Annotated in this window: 17 protein-coding genes; 8 read left to right on the forward strand and 9 right to left on the reverse strand. The window is 72.2% G+C overall.

Features of this window, described 5'->3' with window-relative positions:
* Window positions 1-190: 190 nt before the first annotated feature.
* On the reverse strand, window positions 191-826 hold the full coding sequence (locus tag WH85_RS32225) for a hypothetical protein (protein WP_045745844.1): 636 nt from the start codon (window positions 824-826) through the stop codon (window positions 191-193).
* Between the two features lie 275 nt (window positions 827-1,101).
* Between WH85_RS32225 and WH85_RS32230 the strand changes: the two genes are divergently transcribed.
* Window positions 1,102-3,495 (forward strand): hypothetical protein, encoded by a 2,394-nt coding sequence (locus tag WH85_RS32230; RefSeq protein ID WP_045745845.1) that lies wholly within the window; start codon window positions 1,102-1,104, stop codon window positions 3,493-3,495.
* Window positions 3,496-4,551: 1,056 nt separating this feature from the next.
* On the opposite strand, the gene WH85_RS32235 is transcribed toward WH85_RS32230, so the two are convergent.
* The gene (locus tag WH85_RS32235; protein ID WP_045745846.1) at window positions 4,552-5,409 is read right to left on the reverse strand and encodes an oxidoreductase; all 858 of its coding nucleotides are present in this window, start codon (window positions 5,407-5,409) and stop codon (window positions 4,552-4,554) included.
* Window positions 5,410-5,512: 103 nt separating this feature from the next.
* Here WH85_RS32235 and WH85_RS32240 point away from each other — a divergent pair, with 103 nt between their 5' ends.
* Window positions 5,513-6,355: a helix-turn-helix domain-containing protein gene (locus WH85_RS32240; RefSeq protein ID WP_045745884.1), complete on the forward strand. Its 843-nt coding sequence runs from the start codon at window positions 5,513-5,515 to the stop codon at window positions 6,353-6,355.
* Window positions 6,356-6,457: 102 nt separating this feature from the next.
* Here the strand turns inward: WH85_RS32240 and WH85_RS32245 are convergent, their stop codons facing one another.
* The gene (locus tag WH85_RS32245) at window positions 6,458-7,351 is read right to left on the reverse strand and encodes a class I SAM-dependent methyltransferase (protein ID WP_045745847.1); all 894 of its coding nucleotides are present in this window, start codon (window positions 7,349-7,351) and stop codon (window positions 6,458-6,460) included.
* Between the two features lie 47 nt (window positions 7,352-7,398).
* Between WH85_RS32245 and WH85_RS32250 the strand changes: the two genes are divergently transcribed.
* Window positions 7,399-7,956, forward strand: coding sequence for a helix-turn-helix domain-containing protein (locus tag WH85_RS32250; protein WP_045745848.1), 558 nt, complete (start codon window positions 7,399-7,401; stop codon window positions 7,954-7,956).
* Window positions 7,957-8,079: 123 nt separating this feature from the next.
* Here the strand turns inward: WH85_RS32250 and WH85_RS32255 are convergent, their stop codons facing one another.
* From WH85_RS32255 to WH85_RS32270, 4 genes are read right to left on the reverse strand one after another with little or no spacing between them, the layout of a single operon-like run.
* The gene (locus tag WH85_RS32255; protein WP_045745849.1) at window positions 8,080-9,096 is read right to left on the reverse strand and encodes a LacI family DNA-binding transcriptional regulator; all 1,017 of its coding nucleotides are present in this window, start codon (window positions 9,094-9,096) and stop codon (window positions 8,080-8,082) included.
* Window positions 9,097-9,112: 16 nt separating this feature from the next.
* Window positions 9,113-10,096: a type I glyceraldehyde-3-phosphate dehydrogenase gene (gene gap / locus WH85_RS32260; protein WP_045745850.1), complete on the reverse strand. Its 984-nt coding sequence runs from the start codon at window positions 10,094-10,096 to the stop codon at window positions 9,113-9,115.
* Window positions 10,097-10,100: 4 nt separating this feature from the next.
* Window positions 10,101-11,096: a GlxA family transcriptional regulator gene (locus tag WH85_RS32265; RefSeq protein ID WP_157411347.1), complete on the reverse strand. Its 996-nt coding sequence runs from the start codon at window positions 11,094-11,096 to the stop codon at window positions 10,101-10,103.
* A 4-nt stretch (window positions 11,097-11,100) separates the two neighbouring features.
* Window positions 11,101-11,838, reverse strand: a complete 738-nt coding sequence (locus WH85_RS32270) for a TetR/AcrR family transcriptional regulator (RefSeq protein ID WP_045745851.1) — start codon at window positions 11,836-11,838, stop codon at window positions 11,101-11,103.
* A 77-nt stretch (window positions 11,839-11,915) separates the two neighbouring features.
* Between WH85_RS32270 and WH85_RS32275 the strand changes: the two genes are divergently transcribed.
* Window positions 11,916-13,103, forward strand: a complete 1,188-nt coding sequence (locus WH85_RS32275; RefSeq protein WP_045745886.1) for a saccharopine dehydrogenase family protein — start codon at window positions 11,916-11,918, stop codon at window positions 13,101-13,103.
* A 111-nt stretch (window positions 13,104-13,214) separates the two neighbouring features.
* The gene (locus tag WH85_RS32280) at window positions 13,215-14,225 is read left to right on the forward strand and encodes a LacI family DNA-binding transcriptional regulator (RefSeq protein ID WP_045745852.1); all 1,011 of its coding nucleotides are present in this window, start codon (window positions 13,215-13,217) and stop codon (window positions 14,223-14,225) included.
* Between the two features lie 45 nt (window positions 14,226-14,270).
* On the opposite strand, the gene WH85_RS32285 is transcribed toward WH85_RS32280, so the two are convergent.
* Entirely contained in the window at window positions 14,271-15,710 is a 1,440-nt protein-coding gene (locus WH85_RS32285; protein WP_083449414.1) for a protein kinase domain-containing protein, read from the reverse strand.
* A gap of 277 nt (window positions 15,711-15,987) precedes the next feature.
* Here WH85_RS32285 and WH85_RS32290 point away from each other — a divergent pair, with 277 nt between their 5' ends.
* The gene (locus WH85_RS32290) at window positions 15,988-17,028 is read left to right on the forward strand and encodes a hypothetical protein (RefSeq protein ID WP_045745854.1); all 1,041 of its coding nucleotides are present in this window, start codon (window positions 15,988-15,990) and stop codon (window positions 17,026-17,028) included.
* Between the two features lie 76 nt (window positions 17,029-17,104).
* Here WH85_RS32290 and WH85_RS32295 read toward each other — a convergent pair whose 3' ends face one another.
* Window positions 17,105-18,130 carry a hypothetical protein gene (locus tag WH85_RS32295; protein ID WP_045745855.1) on the reverse strand — a complete coding sequence of 342 codons (1,026 nt, stop codon included), beginning with the start codon at window positions 18,128-18,130 and terminating at the stop codon, window positions 17,105-17,107.
* A 106-nt stretch (window positions 18,131-18,236) separates the two neighbouring features.
* On the opposite strand from WH85_RS32295, the gene WH85_RS32300 reads away from it, so the two are divergent.
* Window positions 18,237-20,522 (forward strand): putative bifunctional diguanylate cyclase/phosphodiesterase, encoded by a 2,286-nt coding sequence (locus WH85_RS32300; protein WP_045745856.1) that lies wholly within the window; start codon window positions 18,237-18,239, stop codon window positions 20,520-20,522.
* 42 nt (window positions 20,523-20,564) lie between these two features.
* The gene (locus tag WH85_RS32305) at window positions 20,565-21,071 is read left to right on the forward strand and encodes a hypothetical protein (RefSeq protein ID WP_045745857.1); all 507 of its coding nucleotides are present in this window, start codon (window positions 20,565-20,567) and stop codon (window positions 21,069-21,071) included.
* The last annotated feature ends 3 nt before the right edge of the window (window positions 21,072-21,074 follow it).

Below are 21,074 nucleotides of genomic sequence, written 5' to 3' on the forward strand. Positions count from 1 at the left end.
CAGAACGCGATCCTCGGCCCGCTGGAGGACAAGCGGTTCGCGACGATCAACCGGATCGAGACGGCGATCGGCCGCAACGCCGACAAGCCCGACCTGAACGCCGAGGGTCTCGCCCCCTGCTCGCTCAACGAGTGATCTCTTCCTACTCCGAAGCGGCCCGGTTGCCTGTGCAGCCGGGCCGCTTCGTTCCCTACTGCTTGTCGCCGAACAGGTCGTCCAGGTCGGACCGTGCCGCGGCCGCCTCCCGCGCGGCGAGGGCGTCCTGCTCCACGATCCGCGCCTCCTCGGCCAGCACCTCGGCCGCGACCGCCGCCACGTGCGCCTCCCGGCGGACGTCCGCGGTCCGGCGTACCGCCTCGTCGTAATCGGCACGAGCCGCCCGCACCGGCTCGTCGTCCACCGCCACGGGGGCCGACGGAGCCCCGGTGTGCTGCCAGATGCCGTTCAACTGCGACACCGAGAGATCACCCCGGCGGTACGCCTCGAGCGCCGCCCGCTGCACCAGACGCTGGGCCTCGTCGCCGGACGCGACGGCCGCCTCCTGACGGGCTCGCAGGTATCGCTGCTCGGCGTCGTCGTGGGTGCTCACGGCGTACTCCGCACGGGTTCTCGCCTCATCGGCGGCGGAAGCCGCCCGCTCCGCCGCGGCACGCACGGCCCGCGCCTCCTCCTCGAGCGGGACCTCTTCGCCGGTGTTCTCCGTGCCGGGGATCTCCGTGCCGGGAGGCGCGGTGTCCACCCGTTGCCGTGCCGCCACGAACGCCAGCCCTCCGAGCACGACGGTGACGATCGCCACCGTCGCCAGGGCCATCCACGTCCAGAGCATGCTGCCGATGCCTCCCGTTTTACCGCGATCGCTGTCATCGATGACCGTAAAGTGACCAATTGATACGCGCTACTCGGGGTGGATCACCGACGGCCCGGACTGTCCGATAGCGTTCGCCCGCGCGTTCGCCTCGACCGGTTCGTAATAACGGCGTGGTAGAAATGCCAACCGCGCCGTCTTGGCTGGCAGCACGACTTGACCCCCACAAGCGTGCCGCGTCGACCGCGACGGCTTCTCGACGAGTTCCTGCCGGCCGCGACGAAAGGCATCCCCGCGTGACCCAGCTCAACGATTTGATCGCGCAGTTCTGGCGCGACTACGCGGCGCTGGTGCTGCTCGGCCTCGGACTCCTCGGCCTGATCCTGCTGATAACCCTCGGCATCTGGGCCAAGCGGACCTCGAAACCGCTGCGCCCGCTCGCCCTGTCCTTCAGCATGAACCTGGCGCTGCTGCTCAACGCCGAGGGCATGTGGGTCATCGCTGTCGACCAGCTGAACCTGCCCAAGGTGTTCGCGGTCCTGGTCTTCGCGGTCTTCGAGATCTGCTTCCTGACCGCCACCTCGCTGGCCGCCGAGCAGTACCGGCGGACCACGGTCTACGCCGAGGACGGCACGGTCGTCACGCCCGGCCACCCCGGGCCGATGCTGTGGATCGCCGCGTTCATCGCCGGGATCTCCGGCGTCATCGTGGCCAGCAACGCGGTCACCGGCACCGAGAAACTGCTGCGCCTCGCGGTCCCGTGCGTCATCTTCCTGATGTGGTGGGCCGCCCTCACCGCGGCCGGCCAGCGGGTCCGTCGTGGCCGGTTCGCCTACAGCCCGCGCCGCCTCGCCGAACGGTGGGGCCTGCTCATCCCGGACAGCGACCCGGACCTGATCAAGATGGCCTCCGAGCGTCAGGTCCGCAGGATGGTGGTCAACTACCACCGGGTGAGTTCGGAGCGCTGGCCGCAGTCGTGGTGGCGCTCCCGCCTGCTGAAGGACGCGCGGACCGCCGGTGAGCCGGTCGTCGCCGACGTGGTGGAGCAGCTCGCGCGGATCCAGCGGGTGATGGACCTGCTGGCTCCCGGGGCGACGCGCTTCGTGGCGCCGGTGGTCGCGCCCGCCGCGACGTCCCCGGTGCTGCCGTCGGCGCCCGCGGATCCGCCGGGTGGGGCCGGGGCTCCGGTCGCTGCCTCGCTGACGGCTCCGGTGGCTGCTTCGGTGCTGCCGTCCCAGCCGCTCAACGGGCACGCGGTCAACGGTTCGGCGAACGGTCGTGCGACTAACGGTGTGTCCGTTAACGGTCATGCCGCTGCCGCGGCTGCCCCGGCTGCCGCGGCTGCCCCGGCTCCTGTCGCCGAGGGCGGTCGTCCGCTCGGATTCATGCCGGGTGCGACCTCTCCCGGCGCTCCTGCCGGTCCCGCCGCCGGTGGGCCCGGTTCGGCGCCGGTCGCCGCTCTGAAACCGGTGCAGTTCGTCCCGCCGGCCGGTGTGGACACCGAGGAACGTCCCGCCGAGGACCGCGCCCCGGCCGTCGTCGTGCCGGCCCAGCGCCGCCCTCTCGAAGACGGTGTCCTCGAGGCCCTGACGAACGTGATGACCGCCCCCAGCCTCGGTGAACGCCTCGCCGCCACCGAGACCTTCGACGAGAACCGGGCGCCGTCCGACGACGCCCAGCCGGCGGCTGTCACTCCCGCCGCTGCCCCGGCCGCCTCCCCGCCGGCGTTCGCTGCCGCCCCGGCGACCGTCTCCGCCGGCTCGCCGGTGACGGCCCCGGTCGCGGCCACCCCGGTCTCCGCCGGAGCCACCTCACCGGTCGGTGCCCTGCCGCCGGCCGCCGGTTCGGTGTTCGCCGGCACGGCCCCGTCGCCGGAGACCCCGGACGCCGGTGCCGCACCGGACGCGGGTCCCGCACCGGACGCCACCCGCCCCGCCTGGGCCGCGACCGGCACCGGCGCGGTGCCCGCCTGGGCCTCCACCGGCACCGGCGCCCGCCCCGCGGTCAGCATCGTCGGCTCCCCGTGGTGGCGCCTCTCGGTCGAACGACTCAACCGCCTGGTCTCCTCCGAGATCAACGCCGAGAACCTGAACGAGATGACGTACACCGCCGTCAACGAGATGGTCCGCAGCATCGCCCCGCGGGTCTCCGAGCTGAGCGAAGGCGTCGTCCGCGCATTCATCAACGACTACATCCGCGAACTGAACGGCGAGCCGGGCGAGGCCGCGTACCCGTGGCGTGACCTGCTCCCCGCCGCCGCCGTGGCGTCCACCGGCTCGTCCGCGTGGATGTCCGCCCTGGAGGAACTGCGCACCGCCCTGGAGGAGGAGCTGGCCGAAGGCGAGCCCCGCGAGGCCCGCGAACTGGCCGAGCTGCTCGCCCCGAGCGTCCCCCGCCTCGACGACGTGACCGTCCAGGCGTTCATCAGCGACTACCTGCTCGCGCTCGGCGGCCAGTCCGCCCCCGGTAGCGCCCAGCCGTGGCACCACCTGCTGCCCCGCCCGCAGAACGGCCGCAACGCCACCGACGACGAGCTGCTCGAGGTGTACGGCGAACAACTCGACGACCACCTGCGGACCACCGGCCGGCTGAGCCGTTACAAGGTGCAGGCCGTGACCGGCATCAAGAGCCGCCTCCAGGCCGACCGCATCAAGGCCGCCGTCGAACAGCGAGCCGCTTCGACCCACTGATCCGTTCGTCCCGCCGGTGAGCGCCGCCCTCCTGGGCCGGCGCTCACTGCCGTCTCCGGGGTCGGCCGAAGTGCCTTGATCGACTCTGTGGCGTTCTCAGCGGGAATGCGGCACGTCCCAGCCAGACACCTTCGACAGTCAAGGTCTGCGTGGTGACTTCGGGCGCGCTGACCAGCGCTGACCACCCGAAAAACACCACACCCCACCACGGGTGTGGTGACAGTGCAGCCCGCCCGTACTCAACACACACCCACGGGTGTGGTGACTTCGGGCGTCCAGCGCGCCCGAAATCACCACGCGGATGGGCTTCGCATCCTGACCACGAAACGTGTCTAGCCCAGCCGGGTCCCGCCCAGCCCAGCCCGGTCTGGCCTGGTCCCGCTCGGGCCTGTTGGGTCCCGATTCATCCTGTCCTGCACCGACCAGCCCGTCCTGATCCGGCCCGGCTTGCCCAAAGGTCACTCGGCTTAGGGTGACCATGATTCGGGCCAGGAGCTCTGTGCCGGCTGCCATCGCACTTGCCGAGCAGCTTCTCCGGTCGCTTCGTGTGTCGCGTAGGTCAGTTCCTTCACTCACGGCCTTCGCGGGGAGTCGCCGTGATCAGAACGAGTTGAGTGGCATGGCGGCCAATTCGGCCGTTGCTCACGGTCCGTCCATGAGATCGAATGCGGCCCTGACCTACGGCCGAGTGACCCGAGCCGTAGCCGGCGGTTGAATTTCGCCCTCCGGACAGCCGTGGTCGACGGCTCAGCCGACGCAGCCGTTGCCCACGGTCAGCCTGCGAGCCGAAAACGACCGTGGTCGACGGTCGGCGGTTCCGAGCCGTCGTTGGCGGGTTCGGGCCGTTGTTGGTGGTTGGTCGGTGTTGTGCCGAGAGCTGTGGGCGACGGTCGTTTGCGGTTCGACTCCGGGTGGCAGCGATGAACGTCGGCGGACCGGCCTGCGGGGTGGTTCCGGGGACGGTTCGGCGGCTGCGGTGCGGTGTGTTGATCAATCGCCCGCTGGGTTCTGCGGTCTCGGGTGCCGGGAAACAGCGAAATGTCGGCGGGCGATTGATCATCTTTGCGGGATTCGCAGGGGGAACGTGGTGTGGGTCAGCTGCTCGGAGAGGGTCCAGAGGCGGCGGGCTAGTTCGGGGTCGCGGGCCGCCGCGGAGCGGCCGGTGATCCGGGGGCGGCCGCGGGCCTGCAGGAAACCGCTCGGCGAGATGTAGCTGTCGCCCGGGATGTCGGCGGTGGCGGCGTGCAGCGTGGTCCGCGCGCCGCCGTCGTCGTTCTGGGACAGCGGGCGCAGCAGGGCGTTCATGATCCGGGTCGCCGCGCTGCCGCCGTGACCGAGCAGGTTCGTGGCGGCCAGGCCGGGGTTGGCGGCGGTCGCGATGACGGTCGAGCCGGCCGCGGTGAGGCGGCGCTGGAGCTCCGCGGTGAAGAGCATGTTGGCGAGCTTCGACTGGGCGTAGCCGGGGAACGGACGGTACGGCCGGCGCTCCCAGTTGGGGTCGTCCAGGTCCAGGGTGCCGGCCTGGTGGCCACCGGCGGCGACGGTGACGACCCGGCCGGTGATCTGCGGCAGCAGCAGGTTGGTGAGGGCGAAGTGCCCCAGGTGGTTGATGCCGAACTGGAGCTCGAAGCCGTCCACGGTCCGGCCCGGCGGCGGCATCATGACACCCGCGTTGTTGATCAGCAGGTCGACGGGGCCGGTGAGGGACGCGGCGAAGTCCCGTACCGAGGCCAGATCGGCGAGGTCGAGCCGGCGGACCTCGGTCCGGCCGGTCATCTGCGCGGCCGCGGCGTGGCCCCGGTCGAGGTCGCGGACCGCGAGGACGACGCGAACGCCCCGCGCGGCGAGGGCCCGGGCGGTGGCCCGGCCGATTCCGCTGTTGGATCCGGTGATGATGGCGGTGCGATTCGTCATGCGTCGACAGTCGGCTGAGCGGCGCCGGACAGCCAGTGCCCGCCGCTACGGTAGGAACGGCGTTACCAGGCTGAACCCGGCTCGCCCGGCGATCATGGTGGGCATGCCGATCACGGAGAACGACCTGGGTGCTCTCCTGCGGGCCTGGCGCGACCGGTGTTCACCCGCGGACGTCGGCCTGGCGGCGTACGGGCGGCGCCGGGCCCGCGGACTGCGGCGCGAGGAACTGGCGGGCCTGGCCGGAGTGAGCGTCGACTACCTGGTGCGCCTCGAACAGGGCCGCTCCCGGCGCCCCAGTGCGCCGATCGTGGCCGCGCTGTCCCGGGCCCTGCAACTCGACGAACAGGAGAACGCCGTCCTGCACCAGGCCGCCGGGCTGCAGGCGCCGTCCGGTCGGGTCGTGCCGGTGCACGTTCCGCCCGGGGTTCAGCGCCTCGTCGCCCGGATGGCCGACTATCCGGTGGCGGTCTACGCGGCAGACTGGACCCTCATCACCTGGAACGCGATGTGGAGCGCCCTGAGCGGCGACCCGGCAGGCCGGCCGGTGTCCGACCGCAACGTGATCCGGGCGACGTTCTGCCCGGCCCCGGAGTGGGCGGCCACGCACGCCCCCGACGAGGGGATCGAACGCGCCCTGGTCGCGGACCTGCGCCAGGCGGTGACGGCCTATCCGGAGGACGACAACCTGCGCACCCTGATCGCGGAGGTGGCCGAGTCCAGCCCGCGGTTCCGGGAGTTGTGGGCCTCGGGCGCGGCGGGACGGCACGTCAGTTCCCGCAAGACGGTACGCCATCGCCTGGTCGGCGAGCTCACGCTGGACTGCGACGTGTTGACCGTCCCCGGCTCCGACCTGCGGATCACCGTGTACACCGCAGCGGCGGGCGGTGCCGACGCCGAGCGCCTGGAGTTCCTGCGGGTCGGCGCCGTCCACGCGGTCACGGACTGAACGATCACGGGTTGAGCTGCCGACCGTGTCTCCCGCGGTCAAGGGGTGAGCGGCCGGCCGTCGTGCGGGACTGTCGGGTGAACGGCCGGCCGTCGTGCAGGGCTAACGGGTGAGCAGCCAGACGTCGCGGGAGCTGGTCAGGGAGAGGTCGGCGCGGTGGCGCAGGGAGAGCGGCTCGTCGCCGTCCAGCAGGGTGTCCAGGGTGGCCCGGTCCTCGGGGGCGAGGGTGTCCACCAGGCCGTGGCGGAACCGGCCCAGGGTGGCGGCGGCGTACCTGCGGGCGGCCGGCGGCAGCGGCGCCGGGATCGACACGTCCAGGGTGCGGTGGGAGTCGACGGTGAAACCGGCCGCGGTCAGGCGGGACGTCCAGTCGGATCTGATGTGCGGTACGTGCTCGGCGCGGGTCTTCTCCATCGCGGCGTGGCAGCGCTCCTCCAGACCGGGCGTGCCGAAGCCCAGATCCTCCGGAAGGAACCGGGGCATGTCGGCCATCTCGACGACGGCCAGGACGCCGCCGGGGCGCAGGGTGGCGTGGATGTCCCGCAGGACACGGTCGGGGTCGGCCATGTGGTGCAGGGACGACGAGGCCCAGATCAGGTCGGCGCTGTCCGGGGCGGCCGGCCAGGCGGCGTCCAGGTCGGCGCGCAGCGGGCGGATGCGGGCGTCCAGGCCGTGCCCGCGGGCGGTGGTGGTCAGATGGCTCAGCATGTCGTCGGAGGTGTCGACGACGGTGGAGACGGCGTCGGGGAAACGGCGGAGAAGGGCGAATGTGCCGGTCCCGGTGCCGCTGCCGATGTCGATGATGTCGCGGACCGGGTGGTCACCGGCCAGGTCGGCGATCCGGGCGGTGAGGGCGGCCAGCTCGTCGCGGGTGATCTCGGCGTCCAGGTCCAGGAGCTCACGGAGGCCCTCGTCGGCGCCATGATCGTGATCCCCGTGGCCGTGGCCGTGGCCGTGGGAACCGTGGGAGTGGGCGGAAGCGGCGTGGTCGTTCATGAGACGACTGTAGGCAGGCTTTGCGCTGAACGCATACAGTATTGCGTATGACGCAAGACGCTGAGGTTGATGCACTGGTCCGGGCCCGGATCCGTGGACTCCGGCTGGCCAAGGGCTGGTCACTGGAGGATCTGGCGTCACGGTGCTATCTGAGCCCGTCGACGCTGAGCCGGATCGAGACCGGGCACCGGCGGATCGGGCTGGACCAGCTGACCGCCATCGCCCGCGCGCTCGGGGCCAGCCTCGACCAGCTCGTCGAGACGGCCGACGACGCCGTGGTGATTCCGGCGCATCACCATCCGGAGCGGGGGATCACCACCTGGGTGCTCAGTCAGGAGCAGGGGCTGACCGTGTCGCGGGTGCGGGTCAGCCGTCCGGCGGCGCGCGGGCCGGAGGCGATGCGGGTGCACCCGGGGCGGGACTGGTTCACCGTGCTGTCCGGGACGATCGAGCTGATCCTCGGCGACCGGTCGATCATCGTGGCGGAGGGGCAGGCCGCCACGTTCTCGACGATGGTGCCGCACTCGTTCGGTTGTGTGGGCGGCCCGGCCGAGGTGATCGCCGTCCTGGACCACGACGGCGAACGGATCCACCTGGACGACTGAAGACCGAAGACGACTGAAGACCGAAGACGACTGAAGACCGAAGACGACTGAAGACAGAGAAAGGGCCGTCGAATGCCTTTTCAGCGCATTGAGGGAGGAGTAGCGCGTACCCCCAAGAAAGGTTTAAAGAGCGGGAGGGGCGCAGCTGGCGCGCCACACCACCGAGGCCTCCGCCGGCTCGGCCCGGTGGCCGGGGTCGTCGCCCAGCGCGAGTGCCATCGCCCGCTCGCCCATCTCGACCAGCGGCAGCCGGACGGTGGTCAGGGCGGGTGTCACGTCCCGCGCGATCGGCATGTCGTCGAAACCGGTCACCGAGACCTGATCGGGAACGCTGATGCCGCGTTCCCGCAGGGTGGCCAGCGCACCCACCGCGAGCGAGTCGTTGAGGGCGACCAGCAGCGTGAGCGTCGGGTCGGCGTCGATGAGCTCGGACGCTGCCCGGGCGCCGCCGTCGCGGGTGAAGTCGGTGTACGCGATGCGCTCCGGCGGCAGCGGCACCCCGAGTTCTTCGGCGGCACGGCAGAAACCGGTCAGGCGGTCCGTCGTCGTGGTGAGTTTGCGGGGCCCGGCGATGACCGCGATCCGGCGGTGGCCCTGCTCGAGGATGCGCCGGCCGAGTTCCTGCATGCCGGCGCCGTTGGCGGGCAGGACGGCGCTGCCCACCAGGCGGTGCCGGCCGATCACCGCGACCCGGCCGCCGGCCTGTTGATAGGCCCCCAACTCGGCGTTGAGGCGTTCGGTGAACGCGTCGTCGTGATATCCGGAGCCGGCCAGGATGAGCGCGTGCACCTGCTGGGCGCGCAGCAGGCCGACGTAGGCGAGTTCCCGTTCCGGCTCCCGGTAGCTGTTGCAGATGACCAGGAGCCGGTCGTGCGCGCCGGCCTGGCGTTGCAGACCTCGGGTGATCTCCGCGAAGTAGGGGTCGGAGACGTCGTGCACGATCACGCCGACCGCTGATTTGCGGGGCCGGGCGACGTTCTGCGCGTGTGCGTTGGGCACGTAGTGCAGTTGGGCGACGGCGGCGAGCACCCGTTCGCGGAGATCCTCGTTGACGCGTTTCGCACTGTCGTTGATCACGCGGGAGACGGTCGCCGGCGACACCCCGGCGAGCCGGGCTACGTCCGCCAAGGTGACCGCCATGCGAGCAGTCTAGATGTCAGTCCCGGCCGATCAACGCCAGCGTGTCGGCGACCCGGTTGGCGAAGCCCCACTCGTTGTCGTACCAGGCCACCACCTTGACCAGACGGTCGTGGGACGCGGTGAGCAGCGAGTCGTAGACCGACGACGCCGGGTTGCCGGTGATGTCCGAGGAGACCAGCGGGTCGGCGGAGAACTCCAGCACGCCGCGTAGCGGTCCGGACGCCGCCGCCTCGAACGCGCTGTTGATCTCCTCGACGGTGACCGGGCGTGTGACGACCGCGTTCAGTTCGACCAGCGAGCCGACCGGGACCGGCACCCGCACCGAGTATCCGCGCAGGCGCCCGTCCAGGCGGGGCAGCACCGCGCCGATCGCCTTGGCCGCGCCGGTCGTGGTGGGCGCGATGTTGACGCCGGCGGCGCGGGCCCGGCGCAGGTCGCGGTGCGGGCCGTCCTGCAGGTTCTGTTCCTGGGTGTACGCGTGGATCGTCGTCATCGAGCCGACCTCGATGCCGGCCAGGTCGTCCAGCACCGATGCCAGGGGCGCGAATGCGTTGGTGGTGCAGGACGCGTTGGAGACGACGTGGTGCGCGGCGGGGTCGTAGTCGCCGTGGTTGACCCCGTACGCGATGGTCACGTCCGCCCCGGTGGCGGGTGCGCTGACCAGCACCTTGCGGGCGCCCGCGGTCAGGTGGACGGCAGCGTTGGCGGTGAACCGGCCGGTCGCCTCGACGGCCACGTCGACGCCGAGGTCCTTCCACGGCAGGCGGGCCGGGTCGGGTTCGGCGGTCACCTCGATCCGCCTGCCGTCGACGATCAGGTGACCGTCGTGGGCCTCGACGGGTTTGCCGAAGCGTCCGAGGGTGCTGTCGTAGCGGAGCAGATGGGCGAGGGTCGGCACGTCGCCCAGGTCGTTGATCGCGACGATGTCGATGTCCCGGCCGTCGAGGGCGCGGAGCAGGTTGCGTCCGATGCGGCCGAATCCGTTGATGGCGATTCTCATGCCCTCAGCCTGCGGCGTGGAACTCCTCCGTGGCAGAGGGCGGAGAGCCAGCCGGCACAAGGTTTCCGCCAAAGGTCCGGCGGTATTCGCTGGGCGAGGTGCCGAGGATCCGCTGGAAGTGCAGGCGCAGGTTGGCGCCGGTGCCGAGGCCGACCCGGGAGGCCACCTGCTCGACCCCGAGATCGGTGCGTTCCAGCAGTTCACGGGCGAGGTCGACGCGGGCCCGCAGGATCCACTGCATCGGGGTGTACCCGGTGTCCTCGACGAACCGGCGTCCGAACGTTCGTGCGGAGACCTTGGCGTGCCGGGCCAGTATCGGGACGCTCAGCGGTTCGTCCAGGTGCCGCAGCGCCCACTCCCGGGTCGCCGCGAACACCTCACCCAGCGGTTCCGGCAGGGTACGCGGCACGAACTGCGACTGCCCGCCGCTGCGGTACGGGGCCGCCACCAGGATCCGGGCGATCGCGTTCGACACCTGCACCCCGTGGTCGCGCCGGATGAGGTGCAGGCACAGGTCGATCCCGGCGGCCATCCCGGCGGAGGTCAGCACCTGCCCCTCGTCGACGAAGAGCACCCCACCGTCCACGGTGACCTTGGGGTATTCGCGGGCCAGGACCGGCGCCATCCGCCAGTGTGTGGTGGCCCGCAGGCCGTCCAGCACGCCGGCCGCGGCCAGCGCGAACGCGCCTTCACAGATGGAGACCATCCGGGCGCCCCGGAACGCGGCGTCCCGGAGCGCGTCGACGATGCGCGGGTCGATCGACCGGTTCCGGAAACGGAACCCGGGGACGATGACGGTGTCCGCGTCCTCCATCGCCTCCAGGCCCCGGTCGACGATGAAGTTCAGCCCGTTGCGGCCCAGCACCGGGCCGGCCCGCACCGCGCAGGGCCGTACCTCGTAGCCGAACGCCTCGGGCGGGCTGAAGCACTGCGCGGTGATACCGACGTCGAGAGGGGATGCGCCGTCCATCACCAGCACGGCGATCTTGTGAACTGTCACCCTCTCACTGTCGCTCGCCGGTGGCACCGGCGGAACTGGCTGTCGCGCCAAGGGCCGCAAGGAAAGCGCCGTCCAGGAGCATGTCCAGTGCGCTCGGGTACGCACTGCGCACCATCTCGTGGGCCAGCCGGGGCGCGGCCTCGGCGATCCGCGGATAGTCCCCGGCCGGCAGGCGGGCGTAGGTCGACTCCCAGATGTCCTCGTCGGCCCGCCGGGCGGACCGGGGCAGGGCCAGCGCGCCGGCGTCCAGGGCCGCGAACGCCAGCGTCTGGTCGATGAAGGCGTGGTAGATCCGGACCGTCGCGGTGAGCGGGAACCCGCCCGCCCGCAGCACCCCGATGATCGCCTCGTCGGCGGCCAGCTCGTGGGCGCGCCCGGTGACCCGGCTGGCGGTCAGCAGCGCGGCCTGCGGATGGGCCACGTAGGCGGCGTGGATGCGCAGCCCGATCGCCCGCAGGTCGGCCCGGCCGTCGCCGGTCGCCGACCAGCCGTCGAGGGCCTGCCCGATCAGGGCGTCGCCGATCGCCAGGGTCAGCTCGTCCATGCCGTGGAAGTAGCGGTAGAGGGCGCTGGGGTCGCAGTCCAGGGCGAGGCCGAGGCGACGGGCCGACAGCCCGGTGCTGCCGTGCTCGCGGAGCAGGCGCAGCGCGGTGTCGATGATCAGCTGTTCGGAGAGGACGGTGCCGCCGCGGGTGGGCCGGCGGCGACGGCGCCGCTGTTCGGGAACGACGGTCTTGGCCATGGGCGCTCCTTATGCCAACACCATTGACCTTAGAACCGGACGGTTGCGATCTTCAAGCGATGACCCCCCGAAAAGGCCTGCGTGTGCTGCTGGTCGGCGCCGGTGGCGTCGGCACCGCGATCAGCCGGATCATGGCCCGGCGGTCGTTCGTCGAGGAGCTGGTGATCGCCGACTACGACGCGTCCCGCGCCCAGGTCCACCTGGACGCCCGGGACGAGGACGCGGTGGCGGAGGCGCTCCGGGTGCACCGGTGCGACGTGCTGCTCAACGCCACCGACCCGCGGTTCGTGATGCCGCTTTTCCATGCCGCGTACCGAGAAAACGCTACATATGTCGACATGGCGATGTCACTCTCCCGCCCCGACCCCGACCACCCGTACACCCGGTGCGGCGTCAAACTCGGCGACGCCCAGTTCGCCCAGGCCGCCGACTGGGCCGCCACCGGACGGCTGGCCCTGGTCGGGATGGGCGTCGAGCCGGGACTCTCCGACGTGTTCGCCCGGCACGCCGCCGACGAACTGTTCGACACCATCGACGAGATCGGCATCCGCGACGGCGGCAACCTGACCGTCGACGGCCTGGCCTTCGCACCGTCCTTCAACATCTGGACCACCATCGAGGAGTGCCTCAACCCGCCGGTGGTCTGGGAGTCCGGCCGCGGCTGGTTCACCACCGCACCGTTCAGCGAACCGGAGGTCTTCGAATTCCCCGAGGGCATCGGGCCGGTCGAGTGCGTCAACGTCGAGCACGAGGAGGTGCTGCTCATCCCGCGCTGGATCGACGCCGGCCGGGTCACCTTCAAGTACGGCCTGGGCGAGACCTTCATCGGCGCGCTGCGCACCCTGCACGACCTCGGCCTGGACCGGACCGGGCTGGTCACCGTGCCCGGCGGCGCCGGCCCGGTGGCGGTCTCCCCGCGGGACGTGGTCGCCGCCTGCCTGCCCGACCCGGCCGGCCTCGGCGCCCGGATGCGGGGCAAGACCTGCGCCGGGACATGGGTACGCGGAACGAAGGACGGCCGCCCCCGGGAGGTGTATCTGTACCACGTGGTGGACAACGAGTGGTCGATGGCCGAATACGGCTGTCAGGCGGTGGTCTGGCAGACCGCGGTGAACCCGGTCGTGGCCCTCGAACTGCTGGCCACCGGGGCTTGGCGGGGTGCCGGGGTGCTGGGTCCGGAGGCCTTCCCGGCACGCCCGTTCCTGGACCTGCTGACGGCGTATGGAACGCCGTGGGGGATGCGCGACAGGGTCGGGGCTCTCTAACTCCGAAGTCGGGGACTACCCTCTTCAGCGGTACCCGATATCGTCCCACACCTTCCGGCCGCCCGCGCGCGGCGGTGGACGCCTGTGGCGACGCGGAAAGGACGGCCAGCGATGCGTGACGAACGGAGCCGATCGGCGGGTCGGCCGACGCTGGAGGAGGTCGCTGCCCGGGCCGGGGTCGGTCGTGGCACGGTGTCCCGCGTCGTCAACGGTTCCGCCCAGGTCAGCCCGAAGGCGCGGACCGCGGTGCAGGATGCGATCGCGGCTCTCGGCTATGTGCCGAACCGGGCCGCCCGTGCCCTGGTGACCCAGCGGACCGACTCGATCGCGCTGGTGGTCTTCGAGTCCGGTGAGCGGTTCTTCGCCGAGCCGTTCTTCGGCCGGCTCGTGCAGTCCGTCTCGTCGGTGCTGGTCGCCCGCAACCTGCAGATGATCCTGATGATCGCGCAGGCCCCCGAGGAGCGCCGCCACCTGGAGGGCTACCTCACCCGCCAGCACGTCGACGGCGCGCTGCTGCTCTCCCTGCACGGTGACGACCCGCTGCCCGCGGTGCTGGAGGAGCGGGGCGTGCCGACGGTGCGGGTGGGCCGTCCGGTGCATCCGGAGCCGGTCAGTTACGTCGACGCGGACAACCGGGGCGGCGCCCGCGCCGCCGTCACCTACCTGCGGGACCAGGGCCGCCGGTGCATCGCGACGATCACCGGCCCGCTGGACATGGCGGCCGGCATCGCCCGCTACGACGGTTACCGCGACGTGGTCGGCGAGGGCCCGGCGGCGCGCGGCGACTTCGGCGAGCTCTCCGGCGCGACCGCGATGGAGTGGCTGCTCACGCACTACCCGCAGATCGACGCGGTGTTCGCCGCCTCGGACCCGATGGCCTCGGGCGCGATGCGCGTGCTGCGCCGGGCCGGCCGCCGGGTGCCGGAGGACGTCGCGGTCATCGGGTTCGACGACTCGGCCATCGCCCGGCACACCGACCCGCCGCTGACCAGCGTCTACCAGCCGGTCGAGCAGATGGGCCAGGAGATGGTCCGGCTGCTGCTCAACAAGCTCGACGGCGACGAGCCCACCGAGCGCGAGACGGTCCTGCCGACCAGGCTCATCCTGCGAGGCTCGGCCTGATTCCCGGGTACGCGGTGAGCCGGTGTCCCGGGTCCGGCCGCGGGGTCAGGTGCCGGACGCCCCGCGCAGGTCGGCGAGCCGGGCCTGCAGGATCGCCGCCTGCTCCTCGGTGATCGCCTCCTCGCCCAGACGCTGGCGCACCTTGCGGCTGAGCACGTCGGCCTGCTCCTGCACGTCGACGTCCTCGCCGACGCTGAGCTGACGCAGCAGGTTCATGAAGTCCAGGGCGACGTCCGGCCGGATCTCGCCGATCTCCTCGCCGCGTTCGACCGCGGCCCGGACCCGGCTCAGCGCCACGTCCACGGTCAGCGGCGTCGCCTGCGTCGCCGGGGCGGTGGGGCTCGATGTGGCGCTGCTGGCGGGCGGCGACGGCGGCTCCGGTGAACTGGTCAGCGGCGCGGCGACGGCCGGCTCGCCGGTCGTCGGGGTGGCGGCCGGGGTCTGCGCGTACCGGTCGTCGCTGCGGGAGTCGCCGATCGCGTTCACCACCGCGGCGAACGCCAGCAGCACCGCGGCCAGCCCGACGCCGAGGCCGATCCGGCGGCGCAGCGCCGAACCGGTGCGGGGCGGCACCGGAAGGACCGGGGCCTGCCCGGTCGGTGGTGGCAGTGGCAGCGCGATGGTCTTGCGGGCCGGGGTGGACGGGATGAGCCGGGACAGTGCCTTGCGCGCCTCGGCGGCGGACGGCCGGCGGTGCGGCTCGTCCTCCAGGCAGTGGTCGATCAGGTGGCGCAGCCGGTCCGGCAGGGTCCCGGGCAGCCGGCTCGGGCCGGTGGCCTGCGCGGCCGCCAGCTCCTCCCAGGTGTCCACGTTGTACGGCGGCTGCCCGGTGACCATCTCGAAGAGGAGAACGCCGAGCCCGTACAGGTCGGTGGCGGGTTCGGCCGGTTTGCCGTCGAGCCGTTCCGGAGCGGCGTACGCCGGGGTGCCGAAGCTGGCGCCGGTCTCGTCGTCGTCCGGCTCGCCGGCGGCCGCGCTGATCCCGAAGTCGAGCAGTTTCACCCCGTCGGCGCAGAGCATGACGTTGCCCGGTTTGATGTCGCGGTGCACGACGCCCGCGGAGTGCGCGTGCGCCAGGGCGGCGGCGACCGCGGCGCCGACCGAGACGGCCTCACCCCACGGCATCGGGCCGTCCAGCAGGCGGGCCGCGACGGTCTCGCCGCCGAGCAGCTCCATCACCACGAACGGCGCGACCGAGCCGTCGGTGCGGACGGCCTCACGGTAGTCGTGCACGGCGGCGATGCCGGGGTGCTGCAGCCGTGCGGCGAGCCGGGCCTCCCGCCACGCCAGGTGGGCCGCGCGGGTGTCGCCCGCCGGGAGCTTCACCGCGACGGGCCGGTCGAGGAGTTCGTCGACGGCTCGCCAGACCTGCGCCATACCGCCTGTCTCGAGCAAGGTGACGAGGCGGTACCGCGAGGCCAGAAGGACACCCGGCGCCGGCCATACATCGTGCATCCCAGGACATTCACTTAGTCCGCCGGGCATGTCAACTCCCCTGGCTGCGACGCGCGTCCCACTTCCGGCCGCGTACCGGGACACGCAGGGCGATGATCCGCCCGCACGCTGCCGTTCTTCGCGGATGGTGCCGTTTCACCGCCTCCGGTGATCCGTTCGCGGGGGCGTGGAAGACCCCGGAAACGAGCTACCGACCGGCAACCGGCGGTGACCACGGGCTGCACCCGCCGGTCCGCAATCTTGTTCTCACCACGCCGGAGCGGCACGAGCCGCGAAGGCAACCGGCAACAACGAGGAGAACCCCCAGATGAACATGCGCCGCCGTACCGCCGCCACCGTCGCCATGGCCGCCGCGTTCACCGTCCCCACTGTCGGTCTCGCCGGTGCCGCGTTCGCGGAAACCGGTTCAAGCGCCAACAACGGTCTTCCCAAACCGGGCGTCAGCGCCAGCGCGGGCCTGTCGGTCGGTGTGACACTCCCCAAGCCCGCCGCGAGCTCGAGCTCCACCGCCAAGCCCCTCCTCCCGATCACCGTCGGCCTGCCGAAGCCGGCCGCCAGCTCCAGCGCCAACCCGGGCCTCTCGGTCGGCGTGACGCTGCCGAGCCTGCCCCGCTCGTCCGCCTCGGCCGGCCCGTCCGCGTCGGCCAGCCGTTCGGCCGGTGTCTCGATCACCCTGCCGTCCCTGCCCAAGCCGTCCAGCAGCTCCAGCACCGGTTCCGGTGGCAACGGCGGCTTCATCACCTACCCGGGTGTCGGGATCGGCATCAACCTGCCTGGTCTCAAGCCCACCACCCTCCCGTCCACCAGCGCCTCCGCCAGCCCGTCCGTCAGCGCCAGCGCCACCGCCAAGCCGATCGTCTCGGTCGGCGTGACCCTGCCCGGCCTGGTCAAGCCGTCCGCGTCCACCTCGCTCGGCGTCTCGATCGGCCTGCCCGGTCTGACCAAGCCCAGCAAGGCCGCCCCGACCCCGACCACCTGCACCACCACTCCGGCCGCCACCCCGACCCCGGCCGCCAGCAGCAGCTCGTCCACCAACTCCTTCGGCATCACCGGCACGATCAAGGCCCTCAACCTGCTCAAGGGCACCGTCGACGTCAACGTCACCACCGGCTCGCTGAAGGGCAAGACCGTCACGGTCGGCGTCCCGCAGCTCGCCACCGTCACCCTGGACGGCCGGAAGGCCGCGCTGAACCTGCTCGGCATCGGTGACGCGGTCACCATCGGCGGCACCGCCAAGAACGGCCTCTACGTCGCCACCAACCTGATCGGCACCGACGCGGACAAGACGGTCTGCACCCCGGCGCCGACCGCCGCCCCCGAGGAGGGTGACCCCAACTACCAGGACTGATCTCACTCAGAGGTTCCGGTGACCGGCCCACCGTGAAGGTGGGCCGGTCACCGATGTCCCACCCGTGCCGTCCCGGTCAGTCGACCGTGGGCGGCTCGGTGCGTGCCGCCTCGGCCAGCGCGGCCGCCGCCGACCGGTACGGGTTGTACGTGTACGACCGGGACAGCGTGCCCGGCACGGTGAAGTAGGCCGCGGACAGCGCCGCCGGATCGGTGGCGATCTCCCCGCGGGCGATCGTGTCGTCACCGTCGTCCCAGCCCCACGGTGCGTTCGCCGAGTCGGTGCCGCAGGACCAGGTGCCCTGGCCGCAGCCGCCGCTGGTGTCGCCGGCGAACGTGCCGAGGGCGGCGAACAGGCTGCCGGTGTTCCGCTGGGCCCACAGTCCGCCGTCGGCGAAGACGTCCACCAGCCGGTATCGCACGTCGCGGTCGTCGGCACCGGACGGTGTCTCGGCCACCGTGGACGGGTAGTAGACGAGACCGTCCCCGTTGATCGTGTACTGCGGGTACGCCTTGAGCCCGTGCCCCTTGGCCTCCTGCGCGGTGACCGGGTGCGTGAACGCGTCGTGCGGCGAGGACTGCATCTGCAGCGTGCCGTCGATCGTCTCGCCGCCGTCGGTCCAGGTGCTGCCGGCCGGTGCGTACGAGAAGAAGTCGCTGTGCGCCACCGTCACCGCCGAGCGCAGGATGCCGTAGTCCGAACCGTCCTTCTCCACCGCGAGCAGCACGCCCTCGCCGTCGTTCTCGTGCTCGCTCTCGAAGAACGGGTGGTCCACCCAGTCCCGCGGGTGGAAGAACAGGTACGTGATGAAGAAGTGCGACGCGGTCTCGGCCACCGAGTAGTACGCGTACGCGGCCGTGTCCGTCCCGGCGTTGTCCCAGTTGTCGCGGCCGTCGAGGTTGCCGTCGAAGTCGTACCTGGTGATCATGTCGGACTTGCCGCCGAGCGCGTGCGCGCCGGTGACGTCGGTGTCCTGGTAGTGGATGGGCGCCCAGCGCAGCGCCAGATCGGCCCGGCTGACCGCCGCCCGGGCCGGCGTCGCCGTCCCGGCCAGCACCAGAACCCCGGCCGCGACCGCGGCTGCACAGCGTCGTCCGTACATCGAAGCTCCCCACCTTTTGGTATGTAGGAGCGTCAATATATGCAAGATCGGTGGACGGCTGGGAAAGATCTCATGTCCGGTACCCGCCCCGCCGATCGTCGGGAGCATGGGGGGATCCGGCACACCACCGCCGTGGCGATACGTCACGGTCAGCGGGCTGCTCGTCGTGCTCGGTGTCCTCTGGTACGCGTGGTGGATCGTGACCGGTATCGGCCCGGCCGCGGTCGGCTACACGCTGATGCCGGCCGGACTGGTGACCGCCGCGGCGGCACTGCGCTCGATGCGCCGGTCGGTCGGCCTGGCCCCGGTCGCCGAACGGTTCTGGGGCTGGCTGGAGGCGGCCTGCTACCCCCTGGCCGCCGGGTACGCCCTGCTCGCCGTCGCCGCCTTCCGGGAGTCCCCGCAGCTGCCCGCGATGCCACCGGTCTCCGCCGTGCTGGTCGGTGGCGGGGTGCTCGCCGCGATGTGGGCCGTCGCCCGGGTGCCGGTCGGCGTGAACAGCCGGGCCGACCGCGGCCGGCAGGGCCTGGACCGGCTGATCGCGTTCCTCGGCTGCGTGACCGTGCTCTGGCACTTCGGCATCGCGCCGATGCTCGACGCCCCCCAGCCGTGGAGCGGGCCGGCGGTGGCCACCCTGATGCTGTCGTTCGGGTTCGCGGCCGGCGCGATCACCAAGGTCTCGTACATCACCGGTGGTCCGGTGGACCGGGCCGCGGTCCGGTTGATCGGCTCGACCGGGCTGGTCGCGGCCGCGGTGGCGGTGTTCGCCGCGGTGCCCGCCTTCGACGGCGTCATCCCGGCACAGGCGATCTGCCTGCCGGTGATGCCGCTGCTGGTCGCGCTGGCCGCCCGCCGTCAGCACGGCTCGGCCGGGGCCCGGCCGCGGCGCGGCAACGTGTGGCTGCCGTACCTCGCGGTGCTCGCCGTCGACCTGCCGCTGATCGAACTGGTGGTCAGCCCGGTCGCCTGGGACCTGCGGGAGGGCGAGACCCGCCTGGTGGTGGCCCTCGCCGTGGTGGTCACCGGGCTGGTCACCGTCCGGCAGTACCTCTCCTTCCGGGAGAACTCCCTGCTGCTCGCCGAGAAACGGGCGTCCGAGGCCCGGCTGCGGCACGAGGCCACCCACGACCCGCTGACCGGCCTGGCCAACCGGGTGCTCTTCCGGGAACTGCTCGACGAGGCGCTGGCCGGGCCGGGCGCCACCGTCCTCATGATCGACATGGACGACTTCAAGAGCGTCAACGATTCGCTCGGGCACGACGCCGGCGACCAACTGCTGATCGCCTTCGCCGAGGTGCTGCGGTCGGCGTCCGGCACCGACGGCACCCCGGCCCGGCTGGCCGGCGACGAGTTCGCCATCCTGATCGACCGCCCGGCCCGCGGCGGTGACGTCGCCGAACGCCTCAAACAGGCCACCACCGTGCCGATCGGGCCGCACCGGCTGCTCGTCCACGTCAGTGCCGGCCTGGCCACCGCGCCCGGCGGTGCCGCGGCCACCCTGCTGCTGCGCGACGCCGACGCGGCCATGTACGTGGCCAAACAGCGCGGCAAGGCCAACTGGGTGCGCTACGAGAGCGGCATGGAACAGTCCGCCCAGGCGCACGTGCAGCTCGGCGGCGACCTGCGTGAGGCGCTGGCCGGCGGGCAGTTGCGGGTGGTGTACCAGCCGGTGGTCCGGCTCGACGACCGGCGGATCGTGGGCGTGGAGGCGCTGGTCCGCTGGGAGCACCCGGTGCAGGGGACGATCTCACCGGCCGAGTTCATCCCGGCCGCCGAGCAGACCGGCCTGATCGTGCCGGTCGGCCGTTTCGTGTTGCGTGAGACCTGCCGGCAGGCCGCCGCCTGGCTCGCCGAGTTCGGGCCGGACGCGCTGACCCGGGTCGCCCCCAACGTCTCGCTGCGCCAACTCCACGACCCGGACTTCGAGGCGGACGTCCGGGCCGCCCTGGAGGACCACGCACTCCCCGCCGACCTGCTGGTGCTGGAACTCACCGAGTCGGCGTCGCTGCGCAGCCCCCGGGTGTCGCGGGTGCTGCACCGGCTGCACGGCACCGGCGTACGGCTGGCCCTGGACGACTTCGGTACCGGTGAGTCGTCGCTGAGCCTGCTGCGGACGTTCCCCGCCGACATCGTCAAACTCGACGAGTCGTTCGTCGACGGCATCGAACGCGACGAGCCGGGCAGCACGGCGGTGGCCCGTGCGGTGTTCCAGCTGGCCGGGGCGTTCGGGCTGGAGACGATCGCGGAGGGCGTGGAGAACGAGGAGCAGGCCGAGCGTCTGCTGCGCCTCGGGTACACCCTGGGCCAGGGCCACCACCTCGGCCGGCCGATGACCGGCGACGAGATCACCACGATCGTCGCGGCCCAGCGCGCCGGGGCGGCCGCGGCCTGATCCGCGGCCGGATGTTCCAGGACCGCCGGTTAGGGTACGGATGTGGACACGGCGGACGACGGCACCAGCACCGCCCGGTCGCTCGCGGACCGCCTGGAGGCTCTCGGTTTCACGGGTCTCAGCGAGGGCGACGCCGCCGCGCGGATCATCGACGAGGTCACCGCCTGGGGCGAGGAGCGCGGCTGGCGGGTCTACCGCCGGGCGCCGAGCGTGTTCCCGCTGCCCCCGCCGCTGCGGGGCAACTCGGTGCTGGACGTGGCGTTCGCCCGCCCGGGTGGTGCCCCGCCGCTCGCGGTCGAGGTCGACCGGCTGGACCGGCAGCGCACGGTCGACAAGCTGCTCGCCGAGGCGGCCGCCGGCCGGGTCGCGATCTGGGTCCGCTGGGGTGCCGGGCCGTTCCGTCCGCCGCCGCTCCCGGTGCACCTGGTGACCAGGGAGGCGGCCCGCCGGAGCGGGCGCTGGAGCACGGCCGCCGACCGGCCCGCCCCGGAGCACTCCGGGGCCGCCCCGACGGCCGCCGAGGTCGAGGAGCTTCCGCTCATTCCCTGATCA

Origin of the sequence: Actinoplanes rectilineatus, from assembly GCF_000962825.1 — a bacterium.
In the GTDB taxonomy this organism is placed as follows: Bacteria; Actinomycetota; Actinomycetes; order Mycobacteriales; family Micromonosporaceae; genus Actinoplanes; species Actinoplanes rectilineatus.

Bases quoted from the DNA above. Each gene is read 5' to 3' on its own strand.
- WH85_RS32280 (WP_045745852.1), top strand. From the start codon at position 13,215: ATGCGTGACGAACGGAGCCGATCGGCGGGTCGGCCGACGCTGGAGGAG.
- WH85_RS32285 (WP_083449414.1), bottom strand. From the start codon at position 15,710: ATGCCCGGCGGACTAAGTGAATGTCCTGGGATGCACGATGTATGGCCG.
- WH85_RS32295 (WP_045745855.1), bottom strand. From the start codon at position 18,130: ATGTACGGACGACGCTGTGCAGCCGCGGTCGCGGCCGGGGTTCTGGTG.
- WH85_RS32300 (WP_045745856.1), top strand. From the start codon at position 18,237: ATGGGGGGATCCGGCACACCACCGCCGTGGCGATACGTCACGGTCAGC.
- WH85_RS32245 (WP_045745847.1), bottom strand. From the start codon at position 7,351: ATGAACGACCACGCCGCTTCCGCCCACTCCCACGGTTCCCACGGCCAC.
- gap (WP_045745850.1), bottom strand. From the start codon at position 10,096: ATGAGAATCGCCATCAACGGATTCGGCCGCATCGGACGCAACCTGCTC.
- WH85_RS32250 (WP_045745848.1), top strand. From the start codon at position 7,399: ATGACGCAAGACGCTGAGGTTGATGCACTGGTCCGGGCCCGGATCCGT.
- WH85_RS32235 (WP_045745846.1), bottom strand. From the start codon at position 5,409: ATGACGAATCGCACCGCCATCATCACCGGATCCAACAGCGGAATCGGC.
- WH85_RS32255 (WP_045745849.1), bottom strand. From the start codon at position 9,096: ATGGCGGTCACCTTGGCGGACGTAGCCCGGCTCGCCGGGGTGTCGCCG.
- WH85_RS32290 (WP_045745854.1), top strand. From the start codon at position 15,988: ATGAACATGCGCCGCCGTACCGCCGCCACCGTCGCCATGGCCGCCGCG.
- WH85_RS32240 (WP_045745884.1), top strand. From the start codon at position 5,513: ATGCCGATCACGGAGAACGACCTGGGTGCTCTCCTGCGGGCCTGGCGC.
- WH85_RS32225 (WP_045745844.1), bottom strand. From the start codon at position 826: ATGCTCTGGACGTGGATGGCCCTGGCGACGGTGGCGATCGTCACCGTC.
- WH85_RS32270 (WP_045745851.1), bottom strand. From the start codon at position 11,838: ATGGCCAAGACCGTCGTTCCCGAACAGCGGCGCCGTCGCCGCCGGCCC.